Below are 23,557 nucleotides of genomic sequence, written 5' to 3' on the forward strand. Positions count from 1 at the left end.
TCTGGACGAAATCGCGCCTATCGCAGCGATTTGGTTTGCCAATGCTAAACAGAATAGCAAGTGCTATATACTGGATGGTGCTCCTCCCACACACGTTTGCGCCATGGCCGATCCCCTGCCCCAGCCCGATTCCAATGCCACGTGGCCGCAGACCAGCGAGCCGCGGCGGCGCAGCCTGGGGCGCATGAACGGCAGCGTCGCCGTACCAAGCGGAGGACTCGGCTGGCGCCGCTTCCTGGCGTTCCTGGGACCTGGCTACATGGTCTCGGTGGGCTACATGGATCCGGGCAACTGGGCCACCGACATCGCCGGCGGCTCGCATTTCGGCTACCTGCTGCTGTCGGTGATCCTGCTGTCGAACCTGATGGCGATCGTGCTGCAGGGGCTGGCGGCGCGGCTGGGCATCGCCACCGGCTGCGACCTGGCGCAGGCCTGCCGCGAGCACTATTCCAGACCGGTCAACATCCTGCTGTGGCTGGCCTGCGAGGCGGCGATCGTGGCCTGCGACCTGGCCGAGGTGATCGGCACCGCGATCGCGCTGAAGCTGCTGTTCGGCATCCCGCTGACCCTGGGCGCGATCATCACCGCGATCGACGCGCTGCTGGTACTGTACCTGATGCGGCGCGGCTTCCGCACCCTGGAGGCGTTCGTGATCGCGCTGCTGATGGTGATCTTCGCCTGCTTCCTGGTGCAGATCGTGCTGGCCGCGCCGCCGCTGCACGAGGTGCTGGCCGGCTTCATCCCGCGCGCCGAAGTGGTGACCAACCCGGCCGCGCTGTACCTGGCGATCGGCATCATCGGCGCGACGGTGATGCCGCATAACCTGTATCTGCATTCGTCGATCGTGCAGACCCGCGCCTACGAGCGCACCGACAATGGCCGCCGCTCGGCGCTGCGCTGGGCGCTGGCCGACAGCACCATCGCGCTGAGCCTGGCGCTGTTCGTCAACGCCGCAATCCTGGTGCTGGCCGCGGCGGTGTTCCATGCGCACGGCCGCACCGACGTGGAGGAGATCGAGCAGGCCTACGAACTGCTGGCGCCGATGCTCGGCGTCGGCGTGGCCTCGACCCTGTTCGCGGTGGCGCTGCTGGCCTCGGGCATCAACTCCACGGTGACCGCGACGCTGGCCGGGCAGATCGTGATGGAAGGCTTCCTGCACCTGCGCATCCCGGCCTGGGCGCGGCGCCTGCTGACCCGCGGCCTGGCGATCGTGCCGGTGGTGGTGGTGACCTGGCTGTACGGCGAGCAAGGCACCGCCAAGCTGCTGGTGCTGAGCCAGGTACTGCTGTCGATGCAGCTGCCGTTCGCGGTGATCCCGCTGGTGCGCTTCGTCGCCGACAAACGCAAGATGGGCGCGCTGGTCGCGCCGCGCTGGCTGGTCTGGCTGTCGTGGGTCATCGCCGCGCTGATCGTGGTGCTGAACGCGAAACTGCTCGGCGACATGCTGCTGCACTGAACTGGCGCCAGCACGGCGCGGCGCTGGCGCACTGTCGGAACGCTGCGGCGCCCGCGCTTGCCGGCGCCAACCGCGCATGCGTTCAGGAATACAGGGGAGCCGCTTCCGGTTTGCCGTGGGCGCCGGGATTGGAACGCACCTGCTGCAGCGCCGCCGCCAGCTCGTCCAGCCGGTAGGGCTTGGGCAGAATCTGCACGCCTTCCGCTTCGGCCGCCGATTTCGCCGCTTCCGCATAGCCGCTGGTGAGCAGGATCGGCAGTTGCTGGCGCCGCATGCGGATCTCGTGGACCAGTTCCAGGCCGTTCATGCCGCCAGGCATCATGATGTCGGAAAACACGATGTCCACCACGCGCTCGTTGGCCAGCGCGCCCAGCGCCGCCGCCGCGCTGGCCACGCGGGTGACCTGGTAGCCGAGCTGGCGCAGCATTTCGCCGACCAGCGCGGCGACTTCGTCGTCGTCCTCTACCAGCAGCACATAGCCGGCCTCGCCCGGAACGCGGCGCGTCACCTGCAGATCGAGCAGATGCCGCTCGTCCAGCGCCGGCGCGCGGAACGAGCGCGGCAGCAGCAGGTGGATGGCGGTGCCTTGCCCAAGGTCGCTGTCGATATGGATCGAGCCGCCGGATTGCTGGACGAACCCGTGCACCTGCGCCAGGCCCAGGCCCGACCCCTTGCCGATGTCCTTGGTGGTGTAGAACGGTTCGAACACCCGCGCCTTCACTTCCGGCGCCATGCCAGTGCCGGTGTCGACGATCGACAGGCGGATGAAGTCCGGATCGGTCTTGCCCACGCCCGGCAGATTCTGCGCCCGCACCACGATGGTGCCGCCGCTGGGCATCGCATCGCGCGCATTGACTGCCAGATTGAGCACCACCAGTTCCAGCTCGCCCGGGTCCACTTCGATCGGCCACAGGTCCTCGGCAAAATCGAAATCCACATGCACGTCGCCGCGCAGGCTGCGGTCCAGCAGCTCGCGCATGCCGCCGATCTGCCGGATCAGATCGACCGGCTCCGGCTTGAGTTCCTGCCGCCGCGAAAACGCCAGCAACTGCCGGGTCAGTCCGGCGCCGCGCTGCGCCGCCTTCTGCATGCCGTCCATCAACCGCTTGCGCACGGCCGGGTCGGTCTGGATGTCGAGCATCGCCAGGCCGCCGGAAATCACCATCAACAGGTTGTTGAAATCGTGCGCGACGCCACCGGTCAATTGACCGATGGCCTCGATCTTCTGCGCGTGGCGCAGGGTCTCCTCGACCCGCGCGCGCTCGTCCATCTGCGTGCGCAGCAGACGGTTGGCTTCTTCCAGCTCACGCGTGCGCGCCACCACCTGCGCCTCCAGCTCCTGCGCCGCCGACGCCTGCGCCTGCAGCAGCGAGCGCACTTCGTATTGGCGGGCGCGGGCGCGCAGCGCGGCCTTGATGGTGCTGGTGAAGGTGATCGCCTGCACCGGCCGCTCGAGCAAGGCCACATTGCGCAGGGACGCCACCAGGTTGCGCCGCCAGCTCACCACCGACGGTTGCTCCTGATGGCTGGTGAGCACCACGAATGGCAGATCCGACCATGCCGGCTGCGCATTGGCCCAGGCGAACAGCGCCGATGCATCCCTGCCGAACAGGCCTTCCTCGGCGACGAACACCGCGGCGGCACCGACCTCCAGTTCGCCCACCAAATTGTCCAGATCGGGACAATGGCAGGCCACCACGCCGCCACGCCGCAACAGCTCTACCGATGCCCCACCGTCGCGGCCGATCGGGGCATGAACCAGAACGCGATGCTCGGTCGCGTCGCTGCTGCTCATGAAGGCGTATCCACCAGCAACGGCATCTCCTCTCCGCTGTAACGCGGTGTTCCCGAGAAGATGCCGCTGAACCCCTTGAGTGGCGGACCGACATCGATGCCGTTGCGGCTGAGGCGGAATTCGCGGATGGTGTTCTCGTGCTGGCCGCTGCGCTTCTTCACCACCGACAGCGCCCGGCGCACTGTGCCGTCCACCTCGAAATAGCGCAGCATCAGCACCGAATCGCTCAAATAGCTGAGGTCCAGCGGCGTTTCCATCGGCCCGACCAGGCCGTGCTGGGCCAGGACCAGGATGGTCAGCACGCCCTTCTGCCCCAGATAGCTGAGCAGCTCGTGCATCTGCAGGATCAGGAAGCGTTCGTCCGGCATCGCATTGAGATAGCCGTTGAGGCTGTCGATGACGATCACCCGCGCGCCGTCCACTTCCACGCTGCGGCGCACGTTGGCCGCAAACTGGCCCGGCGACATCTCCGCTGGATCGATCTGCTGGAACCGGATCAGTCCGTTATCGAGCTTTTCATCGAGCGGCAGGCCCAGGGTGCGCGCGCGCGCCTCCACGGTACCGCGCCCCTCGTCGAAGGCGAAGAACACGCTGTGCTCGCCACGCTCGGCCGCGGCGATGGCATAGGTCAGCGCCAGCGAGGATTTGCCCACGCCGGCCGCGCCCAACAGCAGCGCGTTGGTGCCGCGCTCCAGACCGCCGCCGAGCAGCCTGTCCAGTTCTTGGTTGCCGCTGGGGGCGACTTCGTGGATGTGGTGGTGCTTGTAGTCGGCCGCGATCAGGCGCGGGTAGATTTCCAGCCCGCCCTTCTCGATGGTGAAGTCGTGGAAACCGCCGCGGAACTGGATGCCGCGCATCTTGATCACCCGCAGGCGCCGGCGTTCGGCGCCGTAGTCGATGGCCAGCTGTTCCAGCAACACCACGCCGTGGGTGATGGAGTGCAACTGCAGATCGTTTTCCTGCGAGGACAGGTCGTCGAGCATGATCACCGTGCACTGCCGGCTGGCGAAGAAATGCTTCAGTGCCAACACCTGGCGGCGATAGCGCAACGGACTCTGCGCGAGCAGGCGCAGTTCGGAGAGACTATCCAGCACCACCCGCGTGGGGTTGAGCTGCTCGACCTTGTCGAAGATCAGCTTGGTGGTCTCGGTCAGTTCCATTTCCGCGGGATGGAACACGGTGAGTTCGCGTTGCGGATCCAGCGCGGTCTCCGGCGGCACCAGTTCGAACACGTCAACCTGGTTCATGCTCCAGCCGTGGCGGCTGGCGACCAGGCTCAGTTCGCGCTGAGTCTCGGACAAGGTGATGTAGAGCACCCGCTCGCCGTTGCGCGCGCCTTCCAGCAGGAACTGCAGGGCGATCGTGGTCTTGCCGGTGCCTGGGCGGCCTTCGTAAAGATAGAGCCGATTGGGGTCCACGCCGCCGCCGAGGATGTCGTCCAACCCCGCGCTGCCGGTCGAGATGCGCGGCGGATCGTCGCCATTCACGTGATCGCGCTGCCGATGGGGCGTCATGGTCGTCCTTATACTTGCGGTTGGATGAAAGGCGCCGGTTGTCCGTCGCCGCTGCGGGCCCACGCGCAGCGACTCGAACCGAGTCCACCTTCGCCAGCACGCGCTGCCAGATCCTGCGACAGACGCGCCAAAGGGTGGCGCTCAGCGCACGAATCGCATACTTCAATCACACTACGTTCGGCAAAGTGATGGTCTTGTGTAGAACCGCCGCACGCTCGGCAGCGGCGCATTGCCGCTGCCTTACCTGCAGCGGCATGATCGGCGAAGCGCGACGCGAGCGCCTGGCCGCGCCATTGCCGACGGGCCTGCTTGCAATCGAACAGCAACAACGCCGCGCGTCAGAACCGGACCGTAGCCGCTGTCCCGGTGTAGGAGATCCGCCTGGTGACTGGCGCCGGTTCCAGGCCGCCACCGGTCGCGCCGTCCACGAGCACCAGATCGAGTTCCCGCCGCCGGGACATCCCGGGAAAACCGCCGCGTCGCGGGCCGATGGTCAGCGTCCTGGCCGCATCGTTCCAGACCAGATCGTAGGTGGCATAGCCTCCCTGCTCGTAGGCATAGGTTTCATTGTCGTCTTCGTAGAGCGTGAAGCGCGCGTCCGAACCTGGATAGATGCGGACCTCGTACGCCGCGCCCGGGTCTTGCGTGGCGTATTGCACATGCGGCCCCATCGGCACGATCGATCCGGCACGCACATAGAGCGGCAGCAGATCCAGCGGCGTGCGGCGCGCGACGCGGCGGCCGCCATCGAAACGCTGATTGGTCCAGAAGTCGTACCAGCCCGCAGCCTTGGGCAGATAGGTCTCGACGTTGTCGTCCATGGCGGCGCGCGGGGCGGCGAGCGCCTGCCGCTCGCTCGGCGTTCGCCATGCCAGGCGCAGCATGCGATCGGCATCGCCCTGGTAATACTCGAGTCCGAGCTTGACCACCTGGCCCTTGCGCAGCGCGACCGTGGTTGCCTTGTAGCGCGCGGCGCCTGCCGCCCAATCCTGCACCACGGTCTTGCCGTCGAGCATCAGCCGGACGCCGTCGTCGGCTTCGACCCCGATCTCATACTCGCCCGCTTCCGGCGCGGTCAGCGTGCCCTGCCAACGTGCCGAGAAGTGCGTCAGCCCGGCAAGGCCGGCCGGCACCTCGGCGAGCGGCGGATCCGGCCAGGTGTGGTCCACCTTCGGATCGACGACGCGGCTCTTGGGCGTGTCGAAATTCTCGCCTTCGAAATACTGACCCGCCAGGCCCGGCTTCCCGTCCGGCGTGCGCAGCACCGCGCTCGGGATGGTCGTCGCCGGCGGCGGCTCGATGTGGTACATGGGCCGTGTCACCGGATGCACGAGAAAGGCGCTGCCGAACATGAAGGTATCGTCGATGGTGTCGGTGGCGCGGTCTTCGGGGAAATCCATCATCAGCGGCCGCATCAGCGTATAGCCGTCGGAGGTCACCTTCCAGCTGAGGCTGTAGAGATACGGCAGCAGGCGATAGCGCAGCTGGGTGCTCTTGAGCAGCGAGGCATAGACCGCCGGGTCGGTGGACTTGAACCGGTACGGCTCGCGCTCGACGTTGGTGCCGTGGATGCGCATGATCGGATTGAACGCGGAGAACTGCAGCCAGCGCGCATAGAGCTCGCGCCACGCCGGATTGTTCTCGCCACCGGGGAAATCGGCGACGAAGAAGCCGCCCGTATCCTGCGTCCAATACGGGTTGCCGGTCACCGTGACATTCACCCCGTCGGCGACCTGCTGTTTCAAGGTTTTCCAACTGGCGTAGATGTCGCCGCTCCATGACGCCGCCGCGGTGCGTTGCGCGCCGGCCCACGCCGAACGGGTCAGCGTGAACACGCGCTTGTCGCTGGTGGCGCGCTGGCCGTCGTACGTGCCCTGCGTGGTGAGCAGCGAATAGGGATTGAGGTAACGGGTGAAGTCGCCCAGGGCGTTGGCGCCCAGCGCCTTGGTGTCGCGGATATTGTCCTGCGCATTCCACATGGCGCTGCTGACTTCGATCTCGGTCCCATCCATCCACAGCGCATCGACGCCCTTGTCGAGCAGGCCCGATTTGAGGTGCTTGAAGTAGATCTGCCGCCCCAGCGGACTGTAGGCGTCGTAGACCCGCGCGTGCTTGGAGATCCAGTGCAGCGGCGCGAAACGCAAGTTGTGCCGGTCCAGCTCGTGGGCGAGCGCAGTATCGTCGCCGACGGAGGGCCAGATCGACACCATCAGCTTCATGTGCAGGTCATGCACCTGGCGCGCCATGCCGGCAGGATCGGGATAACGGACCGGATCCCAGGTCATGCCGCTCCAGCTGCCGTCCTTGTCCGATCCCCAGTACTGCCAGTCCTGCACGATATAGTCGAGCGGGAATCCGTCGTTGCGGAAGCTGCGGGCGACGTCGAGCAGTTGCTCCTGGGTCTTGTAGCGTTCCTTGCTCATGAACAGGCCGAACGCCTGCTTGGGATACATCGGCGCCTGGCCGGTCAGCGCCCGGTAGGCCGCGACCACCGCATCCGGGGTGTCGCCGCCCATGAAGTAGTAATCGACGCCACCGGGGGCGCTTTCGGCCCACATCGATGCGCCGTTCGCATCGTCCTTGAAGCGCATTTGCGAATAGGTATCCCACAGGATCCCGTAGCGACGCGAGGACATCAGCACGGGGATGACGATGCCCACGTTGGTCTGCACCAGCAGCAGTTCCTTGCCGCGCCGATTGCTGTTCTCCTCGCCGAGGAAGCCCAGACCGTAGATCGCCTCGTCCGGGCGCAAGGTAAAGCGGTTGGCCGCCTCGAACGTCGGCGCGCCCGACACCACGAGCTTCTTCAAGGTCTGCGGCGCGTCGCGGTTTTCTTCCGTATAGAGCTTGCCTGCCGCGTCGAAGAAACGCAGCGCACCGGTCTTCTTGCTGATTTCCACGCGCAACCTTGCGCTTTCGAGCGTCAGCGTGTCCGCGGTCTCGCTGGTGGTGAAGGCGATCCGTTGCGGCTTGCCGGTCACGACGAGGCTGGCGGCGGTCCAGTAATTCTCCCCCAGGTTCGCATTCACGCGAACGGTCTGCGGCCCGTAGAAGATCACGTTCTTGGCGATCTGGCCGATGCGGACCTGGACCCCTTGCTCCAGCCGCATATACGCGAAAGACTCGCCGCGCCCGGTCGCCACAGCGCGCAGATGTCCGCGCGCATCCAGGCCGGTCTGCGCGGCCCCCGCGGCCTGCATCGCAGCAGCGAACGCTGTCGGAACGGATCCCCAAAGCCCGACGCTCAGCAACGCCGCCGCCAGCAACCTGTGTCGTCCGATCCGCATCATGACACTCCCTTTTCGCCCATCACGGGCACATGGCGTTCGCCTTGCGAAAAAGTGTACGCCATGTGGCCGGACGATCAACCGAAGCTTGCAACTGCATGCGTACGCTACGCGCGCATGCGATCGGCACGGTCCGCGCCAGTGGAATTCTCCACGCGGTGCGGCAGCTGCCGCGTCTTCGGTTTCCCTCAGCCGCCTGGCAGCGGACCGCGATCGCCAGCAACCAGCGGGGTCGGTCCGGTCGGCGCATGCGCTCGCGCCTGTCTTCGACATCTGCCCGATTCCCGCAACGACGGTCAGACCGCGATCGGCCGCCAGTAACGACCGCCCGCAGGCAACTGGGTCACTCCCACTCGATCGTCGCCGGCGGCTTACCGGAGATGTCGTAGACCACGCGCGAGACGCCGCGCAGTTCGTTGATGATGCGGTTGCTCACCGTGCCCAGGAAGTCGTACGGCAGGTGCGCCCAGTGCGCGGTCATGAAGTCGATGGTCTCCACCGCGCGCAGCGCGATCACCCATTCGTAGGCGCGCGCGTCGCCGACCACGCCCACCGACTTCACCGGCAGGAACACCGCGAACGCCTGGCTGGTGGTGTCGTACAGGTCGGCCTTGCGCAGCTCTTCGATGAAGATCGCATCGGCCTTGGCCAGCAGCTCGGCGTACTCGCGCTTCACTTCGCCGAGGATGCGCACGCCCAGGCCGGGACCGGGGAACGGATGGCGGTAGACCATCGTGCGTGGCAGGCCGAGTTCCACGCCCAGGCGCCGCACTTCGTCCTTGAACAGCTCGCGCAGCGGCTCGACCAGGCCAAGCTTCATGTGCTCGGGCAGGCCGCCGACGTTGTGATGGCTCTTGATCACGTGCGCCTTGCCGGTCTTGCTGCCGGCCGACTCGATCACGTCCGGATAGATCGTGCCCTGCGCCAGCCACTTGGCATTGGCCAGCTTGTTCGACTCTTCGTCGAAGATCTCCACGAACAGGTTGCCGATGATCTTGCGCTTGGCTTCCGGGTCGCTGACACCGGCCAAGGCGTCGAAATAGCGGTCGGCGGCGTTGACCCGGATCACCTTGACGCCCATGTGCTCGGCGAACATCGCCATCACCTGGTCGCCTTCCTGCCAGCGCAGCAGGCCGGTATCGACGAACACGCAGGTCAGCTTGTCGCCGATCGCCTTGTGCAGCAGCGCGGCGACCACCGACGAATCGACGCCGCCGGACAGGCCCAGGATCACCTCGTCGTCGCCGACCTGGGCGCGCACGCGCGCGATCTGGTCGTCGATGATGTTGGCCGCCGTCCAAAGGGTCTCGCAGCCGCAGACGTCGACCACGAAGCGGCGCAGCAGGGTCTGGCCCTGCAGGGTGTGGGTGACTTCCGGATGGAACTGCACGCCGTACCAGCGCTTGGCCGCGTTGGCCATCGCCGCGACCGGGATGCGCTCGGTCACCGCGGTGATGGTGAAGCCCGGCGGCACCTTGGAAACGTGGTCGCCGTGGCTCATCCACACGTTCAGACGCGCGGCGCCGGGGTGGTCGCTGAGGCCGGAGAGCAGCGCGTCGGGCGCGATCACCTCCACTTCGGCATGGCCGAACTCGCGCTGGTCAGCCGCCTCGGTGGCGCCGCCCAGCTGCGCGGCCAGGGTCTGCATGCCGTAGCAGATGCCGAACACCGGCAGGCCGCTGTCGAACACTTGCTGCGGCGCGACCGGCGCGCCCGGCAGCGTGGTCGATTCGGGGCCGCCGGACAGGATGATGCCCTTGGCGCCGAAGCCGGCGATCTCGGCAGGATCGTGGTCCCAGGCCCAGATCTCGCAGTAGACCCCCAGTTCGCGGATGCGCCGCGCGATCAGCTGCGTGTACTGCGCGCCGAAATCGAGGATGAGGATCTTGTCGCTGTGGATGTTTGACATCGGGACTCGGGACTCGGGACTCGGGACTCGGGATCCCGCGATCCGGTAGCGATCGACGATGAAGAAACGGCGAGGAGGAATCGCTTCGTCCGTCGCCGTCCAACTGCTGTGCCGAGTCCCGAGTCCCGAGTCCCGAGTCCCGGCGCTTACCCCATGCGATAGTTCGGCGGTTCCTTGGTGATCTGCACGTCGTGCACGTGGCTCTCGCGCTGGCCGGCACCGGTAATGGTGACGAAGCTGGGCTTGGTGCGCATGTCCTCGATGGTCGCGCAGCCCACATAGCCCATCGTGGCGCGCAGGCCGCCGACCAACTGGTGGATGATGCCGCTGAGCGGGCCGCGGTACGGCACGCGGCCTTCGATGCCTTCCGGCACCAGCTTGTCGGCGTCGGAGGCGTCCTGGAAATACCGGTCCTTGCTGCCCTTCTCCATCGCGCCCAGGCTGCCCATGCCGCGGTAGCTCTTGTAGCTGCGGCCCTGGAACAGCTCGACCTCGCCCGGGGCTTCCTCGGTGCCGGCGAACAGGCCGCCGACCATCACCGTGGAGGCGCCGGCGACCAGCGCCTTGCCGATGTCGCCGGAATAGCGGATGCCGCCATCGGCGATCAGCGGGATACGGTCCTGCAGCGCCTCGGCGACCATGTCCACCGCGGTGATCTGCGGCACGCCGACACCGGCGACCACGCGCGTGGTGCAGATCGAGCCCGGACCCACGCCGACCTTGACCGCGTCGGCGCCGGCGTCCATCAACGCCAGCGCGGCATCGCCGGTGACGATGTTGCCGCCGATCACCTGCAGCTGCGGGTAGGTCTTCTTGACCCAGGCCACGCGGTCGATCACGCCCTGCGAGTGGCCGTGCGCGGTATCGACGATGACCACGTCCACGCCCGCCGCGGCCAGCAGTTCGATGCGCTGCTCGGTGTCGCCGCCAACCCCGACCGCCGCGCCGACCAGCAGGCGCGTGGACGCATCCTTGGCGGCGTTGGGGTTGTCGGTTTTCTTCTGGATGTCCTTGACCGTGATCAGGCCGCGCAGCTCGAAGCTGTCGTTGACCACCAGGATCTTCTCGATGCGGTTGCGATGCAGCAGCTGCAGCACTTCCTCGTCGCTGGCGCCTTCGCGCACGGTGATCAGGCGATCCTTCTTGGTCATGATGTGGCGGACCGGATCGTCGAGCTTCTTCTCGAAGCGCATGTCGCGGCTGGTGACGATGCCGACCAGCTCGCTGCCGTCGACCACCGGCACGCCGGAAATGTTGCGCGCGCGGGTCAGTTTCAGCACTTCGCCGATGGTCGTTTGCGGACCGACGGTGAACGGCTCGGTGATCACCCCGGCTTCGAACTTCTTGACCTTGGCCACTTCCGCCGCTTGCTGCGCCGGGGTCAGGTTCTTGTGGATGATGCCGATGCCGCCGAGCTGGGCCATGGCCACCGCGAGGCGGTGTTCGGTCACCGTGTCCATCGCCGCCGACAGGATCGGCAATTTCAGGCGCAGGTCGCGGGTCAGCCGGGTTTCCAGGCTGACGTCCTTCGGCAGGACGATCGAATGGGCGGGGACGAGCGAAACGTCGTCATAGGTAAGAGCTTCAGCCTGGATGCGCAGCATCGGCGGACCCGAATGTGGGGAAGCGCGGCATTTTAACCTGAAAGGCGAGTCCAGGCTATGGGAGAAGAGCCGGGACTCGGGACCGGGGACCCGAAGAGCGTCCATCGGTAAAGCCACACAAATCTCGGCCGTCAGACGCTCGCGCCTGGTTTTACCGAGTCCCGAGTCCCGAGTCCCGAGTGCCGAGTCCCGGCCCCATCCGCCGCCTCGATCGTGTTCTGCATCAGCGTGGCCACGGTCATCGGCCCGACCCCGCCCGGCACCGGGGTGATCCAGCTGGCGCGCTGCGCGGCCGCATCGAAGCCGACGTCGCCGACCAGGCGGCCGTCGTCGAGGCGGTTGATGCCCACATCGATCACCACCGCGCCGGGCTTGACCCACTCGCCCGGGATCAACCCGGGACGGCCCACCGCCACCACCAGGATGTCGGCATCGCGCACGCGCGCCTGCAGCACCTCCGGCGGGGTGAACTTGTGGCAGCAGCTCACCGTGCAACCGGCGATCAGCAGTTCCAGCGCCATCGGCCGGCCGACGTGGTTGCTGACCCCGACGATGGTGGCGTTGCGGCCGCGCACCGGCTGGTCGGTATGCCCGAGCAGGGTGACGATGCCGCGCGGCGTGCACGGGCGCAGGCCGAATTCGCGCAACGCCAGGTGGCCGACGTTCTCCGGATGGAAACCGTCCACGTCCTTGCGCGGGTCGATGCGGTGGATCAGCCGGCTGGCGTCGGGAATGCCCGGCAGCGGCAACTGCACCAGGATGCCGTGGATCTTGGGATCGGCATTGAGTCGGTCGATCAGCGCCAGCAGCTCGGCTTCGCCGGTGCCGGCCGGCAGGTCGTAGTCGAATGCCTCGATGCCGACCTTTTCCGCCGCGCGGCGCTTGTTGCGCACGTAGACGGCGGACGCCGGATCGCCGCCGACCAGCACCACCGCCAGGCCCGGCCGCGGCTGCCCGGCCGCCAGCCGCGCATCGACCCGCAGCTTGAGCTGGTCGAGCAGTTCGTCGGCGATGCGCCGCCCGTCGAGGATGCGGGCCGGAATGGAGGAGACGGGCGCGGAATCGGTCATCGAGGCGAGCGGGTGTAGAGTTTGGGGACCCCCATTGTCCCCGATTCCGCCATGACCGACACCACCCGCATCGAGGCCGCCGCGTTCCGGCGGCTGCTGCAGCACCTCAACCAGGAGCGCAGCGACGTGCAGAACATCGATCTGATGATCCTGGCCGGCTTCTGCCGCAACTGCCTGGCCGACTGGTACCGCGAGGCCGCGGCTGCCGAAGGCGAAACGCTGAGCAAGGAACAGGCGCGCGAGCGCGTCTACGGCATGCCGTTCGCCGACTGGAAGACGCAGTTCCAGGCCGAAGCCACGCCGCAACAACTGGCGGCCTTCGCCGACGCACAACGCCGGCGCGCATAGATGCTGCGTCACCTGGGCATCGTGGCGGCGATCGCCGCCGTCGCCTACCTGGTGGTCTGCGCCCTGCTCTACCTGGGCCAGCGCGACCTGCTGTATTTCCCGCAGGCGACCCGCGTGGCGGCGGCGCAGACCGATTTCACCCTGCCGCGCAGCCGGGCGTTGCGCCTGCGCGGCTGGCAGCTCAATCCCGGACGCGACAAGGTGTTGCTGTACTTCGGCGGCAACGCCGAGGACCTGCGCCAGGCGCGCGCGCAACTGGCGCCGCTGCTGCCCGGCTACAGCGTGTACCTGCTCGCCTACCGCGGTTACGGCGCCAGCGACGGCACGCCGAACGAAGCGGCGCTGATCGGCGATGCGCTGGCGCTGTACGACCATGTGCGCGCCGCACAGCCGCAGGCCGAGATCGCGGTGCTCGGGCGCAGCCTGGGCAGCGGCGTGGCCAGCCAGCTGGCGGCGCGGCGGCCGCTGGCGCGGCTGGTGCTGGTCACCCCGTTCGACAGCCTGGCCGCGGCCGCGCAGGCGCACTACCCGTGGGCGCCGGTGCGCTGGCTGCTGCGCGACCGCTACGACTCGGCCAGCGCACTGCGCACCTATCGTGGCCCGTTGCTGGTGTTGCGGGCCGGCCGCGATCAGGTGGTGCCGGCGGCGAGCACGCAGCGTCTGCTCGACGCGCTGCCGCAAGCGCCCACCCTGGTCGCCCTGCCCCACGCCGGACACAACGACATCAGCGCCGACCCGCGCTATGCGCAGGCCTTGCAGGCGTTTTTGCGCTGACGCATTCAGATCGCGCAGTTCCTGTGGGAGCGGCTTCAGCCGCGACCGGGGCGTCACCGGTAACGTCCGGTCGCGGCTGAAGCCGCTTGTGTCTAGAGGTTGCTTTACAGTTTGAGTGGAGAGCGATGTGCGGCACGCCGACAGGCCGCAGTGTTCCAGCACGTGTAGGAGCCAGGGCGGCCGCACATCGACCTCGTTGCCTAGCCCGAACAGTTGAACGAGCGTTCGCTCGAACTTCACAAGCGTGGGCAGCGACGAGGTGGCTCTCTCCTGTCCCTTAGTCTACCTAACGCTTATGCCTCTTTGGATCGGTATCGATGTGGCCAAGGACACCTTGGCCGTCCACGTGCTTCCCCTGGACCAGTTGCTGTCCTTTCCCAATACCGCCCAGGGCCACCAGCGCCTGTGCGACCACCTTGCCGGGCACTGCGTCGGCAACGCGCTGCTGGAGGCCACCGGCGGCTACGAACGGGCGGTGATGACGGCACTGGCCACGGCAGGGATCCCGGTGACCCGGATCAATCCGCGCCGGGCACGCGCTTTCGCCACGGCCTTGGGCACAACCGCCAAGACCGATCCGCTGGATGCGGCCTTGCTGGCGCGCATGGCTCAACTGGTGCAAGCGCCCGCGCCGGTTCCCGATCCCTTGCGTGAGCAACTGCGCATGCTGGTCCAGCGCCGCGAGCAACTGGTCCAGCAACGTGACGACGAGCGCCGTCGGTTGCATCAGGCGACCCTGGCCATGGTGCGCGCGTGCCTGATCGAGCAGATCGGCGACTTGCGCCGCCGTATCCAGCGGATGAACCAGGCGATCAAGCAGGTGCGGTGCCAGCTCGACGATGCGCTGGCGCACGCCCTGGGCACGGTCCCGGGCATCGGCGAGGTCACCACCGCCAGCCTGATGGCCTATCTGCCCGAACTGGGGACGCTGGATCGTCGCCAGATCGCGGCCCTGGTCGGCCTGGCTCCCTACAACGTGGACAGCGGGCAGCACTGCGGCAAACGCCGCATCCGCGGCGGGCGTGCCACGATCCGACGAGTGCTGTACATGGCCTGTTGGAGCGTTGTGCGCACCCAAGCCTCCTTCAAGGAGCTTTATCAACAGTTACGGGCACGCGGCAAGCCCGCCAAGGTCGCCATCACCGCATGCATGCGCGTACTGCTTATCCGACTCAACGCCATGGCACGAGATCGCACACCATGGCGTGAGGTGATCGGATGAGAAGACAGTTGCTCCTACAGGTCGGCTGTGCCTTAATCGTTACGGCGCGCGTCCGCCGCCGGCACCGCTTCGGGATTGAGCGTGCGGCTCTCGCGCCGCGGCGGGGTGAACGGGGTCGGCTTGGGCACCGCCGGGGCGATGTTGCCGTACATCAGGCCGCTGCCGGCGCGCACATCGCCCGCGGCGATCTCCAGGTCCAGGCGCTCGGCGTCGCGACGGCGGATCGCGCGGGCGATGCCCGCGGCCTCGTCCTCGGCCATGCCCAGTTCGATCAGCGCGGCCTGGCCGAATTCCACCGCCGATTCGAAGGTTTCGCGGATCTGGTAGTCCACCCCGGCGGCGATCAGCTTCAGCGAATGCTCGCGGTCGTAGGAGCGCACCAGCAGCTTGGCGTGCGGAAATTCCTGCGTGGCCAGTTCGACGATACGGTTGGCCGCCTCGCGGTTGTCGATGCACACCGCGATCGCGCGCACGCTGTGCGCGCCCGAGGCATGCAGCACGTCCAGCCGGGTGCCGTCGCCGTAATAGATCTTGAAGCCGAACTCGGCCGCGCTCTGGATCATCTCGATGTCGTTGTCGATGATGGTCACGTCCACGTCGCGCGCCAGCAACGACTGGCTGGCGACCTGGCCGAAGCGGCCGAAGCCGATGATCAGCACGCTGCCAGTGAGCCCGTCGGCCGCCTCCACGCCATCCAGCGACGGCGCCTCCACCGGCGCCCAGCGCCGGTACAGCAGCACGAACAGCGGGGTCAGCGCCATCGACAGCACCACGATCGCGGTCAGATTGGCATTGACCTGCGCATCGATGACCCCGGCCGCGCCGGCGGCAGCGAACAGCACGAAGGCGAACTCGCCGCCCTGCGCCATCAGCACGCCGCGGTCCAACGCCTGCGTGTGGCCGCTGCCGGTGAGCCGCGCGACCAGGTAGATGCACGCGGCCTTGGCCGCCATGAAGGCGAGCACGCCGCTGAGGATCAGGGTCCAGTTCGCCGCCACCACCGCCAGGTTCAGGGCCATGCCCACTCCGAGGAAGAACAGCCCGAGCAGGATGCCGCGGAATGGCTCGATGTCGGCCTCGATCTGGTGGCGGAAGGTGGACTCGGACAGCAGCACGCCGGCCAGAAACGCGCCCATCGCCATCGACAGCCCACCGAGCTGCATCAGCAAGGCCGCCCCTAGGACGACCAGCAGCGCAGCGGCGGTCATCACTTCGCGCGCCTTGGCCGCGGCCAGCAACCGGAACAGCGGGTTCAGCAGCCAGCGCCCGGCCACCAGCAGGCCGACGATGGCTGCCGCGCCGATGCCGATGCCAATCCAGCGCGAAGGCGCATCGGCGGCGACCGGCACCGGCGCCATCCACGCCACCACCGCCAGCAACGGTACGATCAGTAGGTCTTCGAACAACAGGATCGCGACGATCTTCTGCCCGGCCGGCAAGGCGATGTCGCCGCGCTCGCCGAGCAATTGCATCACCACTGCGGTAGAGGTGAGGACGAAGCCGGACGCGGCGATGAACGCCACCGGCAAGGACAGCCCCAGTGCCAGCCCGACCCCGGTCAGTACCGTCGCGCAGACCACGATCTGCGCCGTGCCCAGGCCGAAGATCTGCTTGCGCAGGCTCCACAGGTGCGAGGGCCGCATCTCCAGCCCGATCACGAACAGAAACATCACCACGCCCAGCTCGGCCACATGCAGGATCGCCTGCGGATCGGCGAACCAGCCGAATCCGAACGGCCCGATCGCCAGGCCCGCGGCCAGATAGCCGAGCACCGAGCCCAGGCCGAGGCGGCGGAACACCGGCACCGCCACCACCGCGGCGCCGAGCAATGCCACCACCTTGATCAATTCGCTGCTGTCGGCTGCACTGGTCATGCGCCGATTCTACGCACATGGTCGGACCGGTCTCATGCACCGATGTGCGGGACGGCATACTGCGGCGGCGACGCCATCGATACGTCGCTTTCGTCTGCAACGTTCGCTTCGCCATCCGCGCGGCGGGACTGAAGCACGGTTCCACAAAATTGGTCGCCCCCCTTGTAGGAGCGGCTTCAGCCGCGACGGGCGTTACCGGTGAAGCCACGTCGCGGCTGAAGCCGCTCCTACAGAAAAGCCCGGATGCCGTGCTCAGGTGTGGGCGCCGCAGAACTGGGCGTAGTCGATGTAGCCAGGAAACGCCAGGCCGGGCGCGCAGACCGGGCACTGCGGATCGGCGGCCAGGCGGGTTTCGCGGAAGCGCATCGCCAGCGCGTCGAAGTACAGCAGGCGGCCGCGCAGCGGCTCGCCAATCTCCAGTAGCAGCTTCAGCACTTCGTTGGCCTGCAGCAGGCCGACGATGCCGGGCAGCACGCCGAGCACGCCGGCCTCGGCGCAGCTGGGGGCGAACTGCGGCGGCGGCGGCTCCGGGAACAGGCAGCGGTAACACGGCGCCTGGCCGCGCCGGCGGCCGGCGTCGAACACGCTGACCTGGCCTTCGAAGCGCTGCACCGCGCCGTACACCAGCGGCTTTCCGAGTTTCACGCAGGCGTCGTTGAGCAGGTAGCGCGCCGGAAAGTTGTCCGAGCCGTCGAGCACCACGTCCACGTCCTGCAACAGGCGTTCGACATTGGCCGCGCTCACCCGTTCGCGCACTGCCTCGACCCGCACGCCCGGATTCAGCGCACCCAACGCCGCGGCCGCCGACGCCACCTTGGACTGCCCGACCCGCGCCTCAGTGTGCAGGATCTGCCGCTGCAGGTTGCTGCGATCGACTACGTCGTCATCGGCGATGCGCAGCTGGCCGACTCCAGCCGCCGCCAGGTAGAAACCTGCCGGCGAACCCAACCCGCCGGCGCCGACCAGCAGCACGCGCGCCGCCTGCAACCGCCGCTGGCCGTCGATGCCGACCTCGGGAAGGCGTAGGTGGCGCGAATAGCGCTCGAAGAAATCCTGCTGCTCCGGCGCCAGCGCCGGCCGCTGCAGCGGCAACCCGTCGCGCTGCCAGCGCGTGGTGCCGCCCAGCACCGAGGCAATCGCGGAATAGCCGGCCTGCTGCAGGAACAGCGCCGCTTCATGCGAGCGCTTGCCGCTCTGGCAGATCAGGATCGTCTCGGCATCGGCCGCGCCAAGATGCGCGGCCGGATCGTCCTGCAACTGCGCGCGGGCCACGCCGAGCGCGCCCTCGGCCATGCCGGCGGCGCGTTCGTGTTCCTCGCGCACGTCGATCAGCCGCGCACCCTGGGCGATGCGCGCGCGGGCCTGCTGCGGGGTCAGTTGTCGAATGCTCATGCGGGCATTATCGGCGCAAACCTGTGGTGCGTCCTTCGCTCAGCAACCCACACACGCGCGGCTCAGTACGCGAACATCTCGACCACGTCGCCGCCATCGAAACGGCGCGCGCCCTCGTCCAGGCGCAGCAGCACGTCGCTGTCGGCGGCACCGCGCAGGCGGTGCGAGCCGTCGGCCGGGTTCGGCTCCACCCACAGCTGCCCGTGCGCGTCGCAGCGCATGCGCCCGCGCAGGAATTCCAGGCGGTCGTGGCGCTTGTCCCAGCCCGAGGCCAGACGCGCGCGCCATTGCGGGCGCGGCTCGGTGCGCTGCTGCAGCGCGTCCAGCAGCGGCCGCCCGATCGCCATGAATGTGGCCAGCACCGACACCGGGTTGCCGGGCAGGCCCAGGAACAGGGCACGGTCCAGCTCACCGAACAGCAGCGGCATGCCGGGGCGCATGCGCACCTTCCAGAAATGGATGCGGCCGCGCTCGGCCAGCAACCGCGGCAGATAGTCCTTCTCGCCGGCGGAGACGCCGCCGCAGGTCAGCACCACGTCGAACGCCGAGGCCGCATCGCTCAGCATGCTTTCGATCCGCTGCGGATCGTCCGGCAGCGTCGGCCACGCGGTCGGCTCCAGGCCGAGCAGGCGCAGCTGCGCCATCAGCATGTCGCGGTTGCTATTGTAGATCTGCCCGGGCTTGAGCGGCATGCCAGGCTCGACCAGCTCGTCGCCGGTGGCGAACACCGCCACGGTCGGTCGCGCCGCCACCGCCACCTGCGCCACGCCAAGCGCGGCGGCCAGACCGATCCGCGACGGCGTCAGCACCACGCCCGCTTCGAGCACGCGTTCGCCGGCACGCACATCCTCGCCGCGGACGCGCACATGCGCAGCGGCGGCCGGCGCGGCCGGCACCTGCACCTGGCCGTCGCGCTCGACGACGTTTTCCTTGATCACCACCGTATCGGCACCCGCCGGCAGCGGCGCGCCGGTGGTGATGCGCAGGCATTCGCCGACGCCGATCGCCTGCTGCAAGTCCTCGCCGGCGAACTGCTCGCCGGCCAGGCGCAGCATGGTGGGCGCATCCGCACGCAGATCGGCATGGCGCAGCGCGAAGCCGTCCATCGCGCTGTTGGCGAACGGCGGCAGGTCGATCGGCGCGTCCAGCGGCGCGAGCAGGATGCGCCCGTCGGCGCGCGGCAGCGCCAAGCGTTCGGTCGGCAACGGGCGCGACTGGGCAACGCTGGCGACGATGGCCAGCGCTTCGGAATAGGCAATGCGGGAGGGATAGTCGTTCATGGCGCCGGCAGGATACCCGCTGCGTGCAGATCCTGCGGCGTGTTGAGGTTGCCCAGGACCACCCCCGGCAGGCGCACGCAGGCCAGCGCCAACGCTCGCTGCAGGGCGCGCGGCGCGTAATCCCGCGCCGCCAACGCCGCGGCCAGCGCGGGACGCAGGCGGGCGACTCGGTACAGCGCCACCAGCGGCTGCAGGCCGTCGTCGTCCTCGACATAGGCGCCATCGCCGGCACCGACCGCATCGATCAGCAGCGTCGGCAGTGCCGACGGAAGCCGGCGCAGATCCACCGGCAAGGTCAGCAGCCATGGCGTGGTGCAGGCGGCGGCCAGCGCATCCAGACCGGTGATCGGCCCCAGCGAGCGTTCGGCGCCCGCTGGCGCGACGATCCGGTCGGGCACCGCGTGCAGGCCGACGGCGGCATAGCGCGGCAGGTCGCGGTTGGCGCTGACCAGTACCGCGGCCACCGAAGGCGCCAGCGCCTGCACCAGTTGCCGCACCAGCGGCTGCCCGTCGCGTTGCAGCCAGGCCTTGTCGCAACCGCCCAGGCGCTGCGCGCGGCCGCCGGCGAGGATGCCCAGCGTGACCTCGCGCCGCGCGTCCATCGCCGGACTACTTGCCGCGGACGTGCTTCATCAGGCGCCGCTTCTTGGCGACCTGGCGCTCGGTCAGCACGTTCTTCTTGCCTTCGTACGGATTGGCGCCTTCGCGGAACATGAAGCGCACCGGCGTGCCGACAAGTTTGAAGCGCTTGCGGAAGAAATTCTCCAGATAGCGCTTGTACGACTCCGGCAGCACCTTCAGCCGGGTGCCGTGGACGATGAAGGTCGGCGGATTGCTGCCGCCCGGATGCACGTAGCGCAGCTTGGAGACGTGGCCGCGGATGCTCGGCGGCGGATTGGTCTCGTAGGCCACTTCCAGCGCCTGGTTGACTTCGCTGGTGCTGAAGACGCGCACAGCCGAGGCATGCGCGCTGTGGATCGCGCGGAACAGTTCGCGCAGGCCGGAGCCGTGCTTGGCCGAGATCCGCACCGCTTCGGCCCAGGGTACGAAGCCGAGCTTGCGCGACAGCAGCGCCTCGGCCTGCTCGCGCTGGTAGTCAGTCAGCCCGTCCCACTTGTTGACCGCCACCACCAGGGCGCGGCCGGCGTCCAGGATCGCGCCGAGCACGCTGGCGTCCTGGTCGGTGACGCCTTCGGTGGCATCGAGCAGCAGCACCGCGACCTCGCATTGCTCAATCGCCTGCAGCGTCTTGAACACGCTGAACTTCTCCACCGCCTCCTCGACCCGGCCCCGCCGGCGCAGGCCGGCGGTGTCGATCAGCCGGTACAGGCGATCGTCGCGTTGCAGGTCCACCGCGATCGAATCGCGGGTGGTGCCCGGCACTTCGGACGCGATCATCCGCTCCTCGCCGAGCAAGCGGTTGACCAGCGTCGACTTGCCGACGTTGGGACGGCCGACGAAGGCGATGCGCATGCGCGCAGGATCGGTGTCCAGCGTGGCGCCGGCTCCCTCTTCCGGCAAGCGCGACAGCACTTCCTCGAGCAGGTCGTCGATGCCATGGCGGTGCGCCGCGGACACCGCGATCGCCTCGCCCAGGCCGTAGCGCGCGAACTCGGCGCGCACCTGGTCTTCGTCGGTGCCGTCGATCTTGTTGATCAGCAGCAGCGTCGGCCGCGCCAGCTTGCGCAGCCAGGCCAGGATCTCGTCGTCGAGGGAGGACGAGCCCTCGCGGCCATCGACCACGAACAGCACCAGGTCGGCTTCGCCGGCCGCGGAACGCGCCTGCTCCGCAGTGGCGCCGGCCAGGCCTTCTTCCTCGCCGGAAATGCCGCCCGTGTCGACGATCACGAACGGGGTGTCCGGCTCCAGCCGGCACACCCCATAGTTGCGATCGCGGGTGACACCGGGCTGGTCATGGACCAGCGCGTCGCGGCTGCGCGTGAGCGCATTGAATAGCGTGGACTTGCCGACATTCGGCCGTCCAACCAGGGCGACCAGCGGCAGCATCGCGAATTCCTTCCCTTATTGACCCAACCGGAACGCGGTCAGGTCGCCTTTCGTGTTCTGGACCAGCAGGATGCCATCGGCCACCACCGGCTGCGCTACCAACGCCTTGCGTCCCACCCGCTCGCGTGCGGCGATCTCGCCGTTGTCGAGCTTCAACCAATGCAGATAACCCTTGTAGTCGCCAACCACGGCGTAGTCGCCCTGGATCGCCACGCCGGTCAGCGAACGCCGTGCCAGCGCCGGCTGCGACCAAGTCGCCGAGCCGGTGGCCTTGTCCAGCGCCCACACCGAACCGGCGTTGTCGGCCACCACCACGCTGCTGGAACTGACGCCGACACCGCCGGCGCCGCCATGATCGCGGGTCCACAGCGGACGCCCGCTGGGGCCTTCCAGCGCCACGGTCTGATTCTTGAAGCTGGTCGCGTACAGGGTGGTGCCTTCCAACACCGGAGCGCCGTCCACGTCGGCCATGCGCTCCAGTTCGGTACGCCCTTCCGGCACGCCGATGGTCTGCTCCCACAGCACGCGCCCATCCTGCATCGCCAGCGCCGCCAGGGTGCCGTCGTCGTTGCCGATGAACAGCACGCCCGGGCCGGACACCACCGGCGCGTTGCCGCGCACGGTCAGTGTCGGCAGTTCCTGCGCGTGGAACCAGCGCTGCTGGCCGCTGCTCGCATCGAACGCGGTGACGTGGCCATCGTTGCTACGCACGAACACTAGGTTCTGCAAGACGACAGGCGCGGCGATCACTTCGTTGGGCACCTTGGCGTGCCACTTCTCGGTGCCGCTGGCGGCGTCGAGCGCGATCACCTCGCCATTCAGGCCGCCGACGACGACCAAGCCCTCGCCCACGCCAGGACCACCGGCGAAGCGCGGCAGCGGGCGGTTCTTCTCCAGCCGCTTGCGCTCCTTGGCCTGCTGCTTCTCGTTGCGCAGGCGCTGCTTGTAGGCCACGCGCTCGTCCTTGGACAGGCCCTTGCTGGACTCGCCCTCGACCTGGCTCTCCGGCTGCGCCTGCACCTGCGACATGCGCTCCTTGCGCGCCTTCTTGGCGTCGTATTCCCACAGCGTCTTGCCGGTCTGCAGGTTCAGCGCGTAGACCGAACCGGAGGCCGCGGCCAGGTACACCTTGCCGTCGGCCACGGCCGGATGCTGGCGCACGCCGATCCGCTTCTCACCCTTGCCGGCATCGGTGGACCACAGCTTGACGACCTTCACCGACGGCTTGAAATCGACCAGTTCGGCCGGCTCGGCGGCCTTCTTGGCGGCCGCGTCCTTGCCTGCGAACCAGCCCTTGACCGTGCTGCAGCCGGACAGCGCCAGACCCAGCAGCGCGATGGTCGCGATGCGCTTAAACATGACTACCTTCATCAGATCGGCTCCGCAGGATTCGGCACGGTGCCGCCCGCATCCATCAATTTCGTTTCCAGCAGTCGCCGTTGCGGCGCCGCCACGTCCAGGGTGGTCAACGACTTGGCGTACGCCTCGCGTGCCGCGTCGCGCTTGCCCTGCGCGATCAGCGCATCGCCACGGATCTCCAGGCTCTGGTTGTCGTCGGCCGTGGCCAGCAGCTTCAGCGCGTCATCGCTCTTGCCGGTCTCGATCAGCAACCGCGCCACGCGCTGGTCGACCAGCAGCTTCAGCTCGCCCTCGGCCTTGAGGCCGCGCAGCGTCGCCAGGGCCTGGTCGTACTTGTTGTCATCGGCTTGCGCCTTGGCCAGGCGCAGCGCGGCCAGTTCGGCGTAGATGTTGGCCGGACCTTGCTGCAGCGCCGCCATGTCCTTGCCGGCCTTGTCCAGTTGCTTGGCCTGGATGCTCTTGAGCACGGCGTCGTAGCGGGAATTGGCCAGCGCCAGGTCGTTGGAATGCTGCTTGGTCCACCACTGCCAGCCAATGATCGCGCCGATACCCAGGGCAATGCCGCCGATCAGGCCGGCGCCATTTTTCCTGAGCCAAGTGCGGACGCGTTCGCTTTGTTCGTGCTCGTCGAGCAGGTCGTCGATCGCCATGCGTACTCTCGCCCCG

Annotated in this window: 17 protein-coding genes; 4 read left to right on the plus strand and 13 right to left on the minus strand. The window is 68.0% G+C overall.

The window, feature by feature from the left end:
* Nucleotides 1-103: 103 nt before the first annotated feature.
* Complete coding sequence (locus ISN38_RS00755) at nucleotides 104-1,456, plus strand: Nramp family divalent metal transporter (RefSeq protein WP_003466557.1); 1,353 nt, start codon at nucleotides 104-106, stop codon at nucleotides 1,454-1,456.
* Nucleotides 1,457-1,538: 82 nt separating this feature from the next.
* Here the strand turns inward: ISN38_RS00755 and ISN38_RS00760 are convergent, their stop codons facing one another.
* From ISN38_RS00760 to folD, 6 genes are all read right to left on the minus strand, one after another.
* The gene (locus ISN38_RS00760) at nucleotides 1,539-3,251 is read right to left on the minus strand and encodes a response regulator (protein WP_003466559.1); all 1,713 of its coding nucleotides are present in this window, start codon (nucleotides 3,249-3,251) and stop codon (nucleotides 1,539-1,541) included.
* Nucleotides 3,248-4,765 carry an ATPase domain-containing protein gene (locus ISN38_RS00765; RefSeq protein ID WP_003466562.1) on the minus strand — a complete coding sequence of 506 codons (1,518 nt, stop codon included), beginning with the start codon at nucleotides 4,763-4,765 and terminating at the stop codon, nucleotides 3,248-3,250. The genes ISN38_RS00760 and ISN38_RS00765 overlap by 4 nt, the downstream gene beginning before the upstream one ends.
* A gap of 338 nt (nucleotides 4,766-5,103) precedes the next feature.
* Entirely contained in the window at nucleotides 5,104-8,055 is a 2,952-nt protein-coding gene (locus ISN38_RS00770) for a glycoside hydrolase family 31 protein (RefSeq protein WP_230839032.1), read from the minus strand.
* 340 nt (nucleotides 8,056-8,395) lie between these two features.
* Nucleotides 8,396-9,961, minus strand: coding sequence for a glutamine-hydrolyzing GMP synthase (gene guaA / locus ISN38_RS00775; protein WP_058358694.1), 1,566 nt, complete (start codon nucleotides 9,959-9,961; stop codon nucleotides 8,396-8,398).
* 146 nt (nucleotides 9,962-10,107) lie between these two features.
* Nucleotides 10,108-11,565 (minus strand): IMP dehydrogenase, encoded by a 1,458-nt coding sequence (gene guaB / locus ISN38_RS00780; protein ID WP_003472503.1) that lies wholly within the window; start codon nucleotides 11,563-11,565, stop codon nucleotides 10,108-10,110.
* Nucleotides 11,566-11,696: 131 nt separating this feature from the next.
* Entirely contained in the window at nucleotides 11,697-12,635 is a 939-nt protein-coding gene (folD, locus tag ISN38_RS00785) for a bifunctional methylenetetrahydrofolate dehydrogenase/methenyltetrahydrofolate cyclohydrolase FolD (RefSeq protein WP_003472502.1), read from the minus strand.
* Nucleotides 12,636-12,686: 51 nt separating this feature from the next.
* Here folD and ISN38_RS00790 point away from each other — a divergent pair, with 51 nt between their 5' ends.
* The 3 genes from ISN38_RS00790 to ISN38_RS00800 all read left to right on the plus strand — a co-directional run bounded on the left by ISN38_RS00790 (nucleotide 12,687) and on the right by ISN38_RS00800 (nucleotide 14,979).
* The gene (locus ISN38_RS00790; protein WP_003472500.1) at nucleotides 12,687-12,983 is read left to right on the plus strand and encodes a DUF1244 domain-containing protein; all 297 of its coding nucleotides are present in this window, start codon (nucleotides 12,687-12,689) and stop codon (nucleotides 12,981-12,983) included.
* Nucleotides 12,984-13,757 carry an alpha/beta hydrolase gene (locus ISN38_RS00795; RefSeq protein WP_047324890.1) on the plus strand — a complete coding sequence of 258 codons (774 nt, stop codon included), beginning with the start codon at nucleotides 12,984-12,986 and terminating at the stop codon, nucleotides 13,755-13,757. It begins immediately after the preceding gene.
* 244 nt (nucleotides 13,758-14,001) lie between these two features.
* The gene (locus tag ISN38_RS00800; RefSeq protein WP_241753973.1) at nucleotides 14,002-14,979 is read left to right on the plus strand and encodes an IS110 family RNA-guided transposase; all 978 of its coding nucleotides are present in this window, start codon (nucleotides 14,002-14,004) and stop codon (nucleotides 14,977-14,979) included.
* A 32-nt stretch (nucleotides 14,980-15,011) separates the two neighbouring features.
* Here the strand turns inward: ISN38_RS00800 and ISN38_RS00805 are convergent, their stop codons facing one another.
* From ISN38_RS00805 to ISN38_RS00835, 7 genes are all read right to left on the minus strand, one after another.
* A complete protein-coding gene (locus ISN38_RS00805; protein ID WP_206712014.1) occupies nucleotides 15,012-16,853 on the minus strand; it encodes a monovalent cation:proton antiporter-2 (CPA2) family protein in 1,842 nt (613 codons plus the stop codon).
* Nucleotides 16,854-17,105: 252 nt separating this feature from the next.
* Nucleotides 17,106-18,245, minus strand: a complete 1,140-nt coding sequence (gene moeB, locus ISN38_RS00810) for a molybdopterin-synthase adenylyltransferase MoeB (protein ID WP_003468623.1) — start codon at nucleotides 18,243-18,245, stop codon at nucleotides 17,106-17,108.
* 62 nt (nucleotides 18,246-18,307) lie between these two features.
* Nucleotides 18,308-19,525: a molybdopterin molybdotransferase MoeA gene (locus ISN38_RS00815; protein WP_003468625.1), complete on the minus strand. Its 1,218-nt coding sequence runs from the start codon at nucleotides 19,523-19,525 to the stop codon at nucleotides 18,308-18,310.
* Nucleotides 19,522-20,127, minus strand: coding sequence for a molybdenum cofactor guanylyltransferase (mobA, locus tag ISN38_RS00820; protein WP_003468631.1), 606 nt, complete (start codon nucleotides 20,125-20,127; stop codon nucleotides 19,522-19,524). Before mobA ends, ISN38_RS00815 begins: the two co-directional genes overlap by 4 nt.
* A gap of 7 nt (nucleotides 20,128-20,134) precedes the next feature.
* The gene (gene der, locus ISN38_RS00825) at nucleotides 20,135-21,532 is read right to left on the minus strand and encodes a ribosome biogenesis GTPase Der (protein WP_003468634.1); all 1,398 of its coding nucleotides are present in this window, start codon (nucleotides 21,530-21,532) and stop codon (nucleotides 20,135-20,137) included.
* A gap of 15 nt (nucleotides 21,533-21,547) precedes the next feature.
* A complete protein-coding gene (gene bamB / locus ISN38_RS00830; protein WP_003468636.1) occupies nucleotides 21,548-22,903 on the minus strand; it encodes an outer membrane protein assembly factor BamB in 1,356 nt (451 codons plus the stop codon).
* Entirely contained in the window at nucleotides 22,903-23,541 is a 639-nt protein-coding gene (locus tag ISN38_RS00835) for a YfgM family protein (protein ID WP_003468638.1), read from the minus strand. The genes bamB and ISN38_RS00835 overlap by 1 nt, the downstream gene beginning before the upstream one ends.
* Nucleotides 23,542-23,557: the final 16 nt, after the last annotated feature.

The organism is Xanthomonas translucens pv. undulosa (assembly GCF_017301775.1).
In the GTDB taxonomy this organism is placed as follows: domain Bacteria; phylum Pseudomonadota; class Gammaproteobacteria; order Xanthomonadales; family Xanthomonadaceae; genus Xanthomonas_A; species Xanthomonas_A translucens.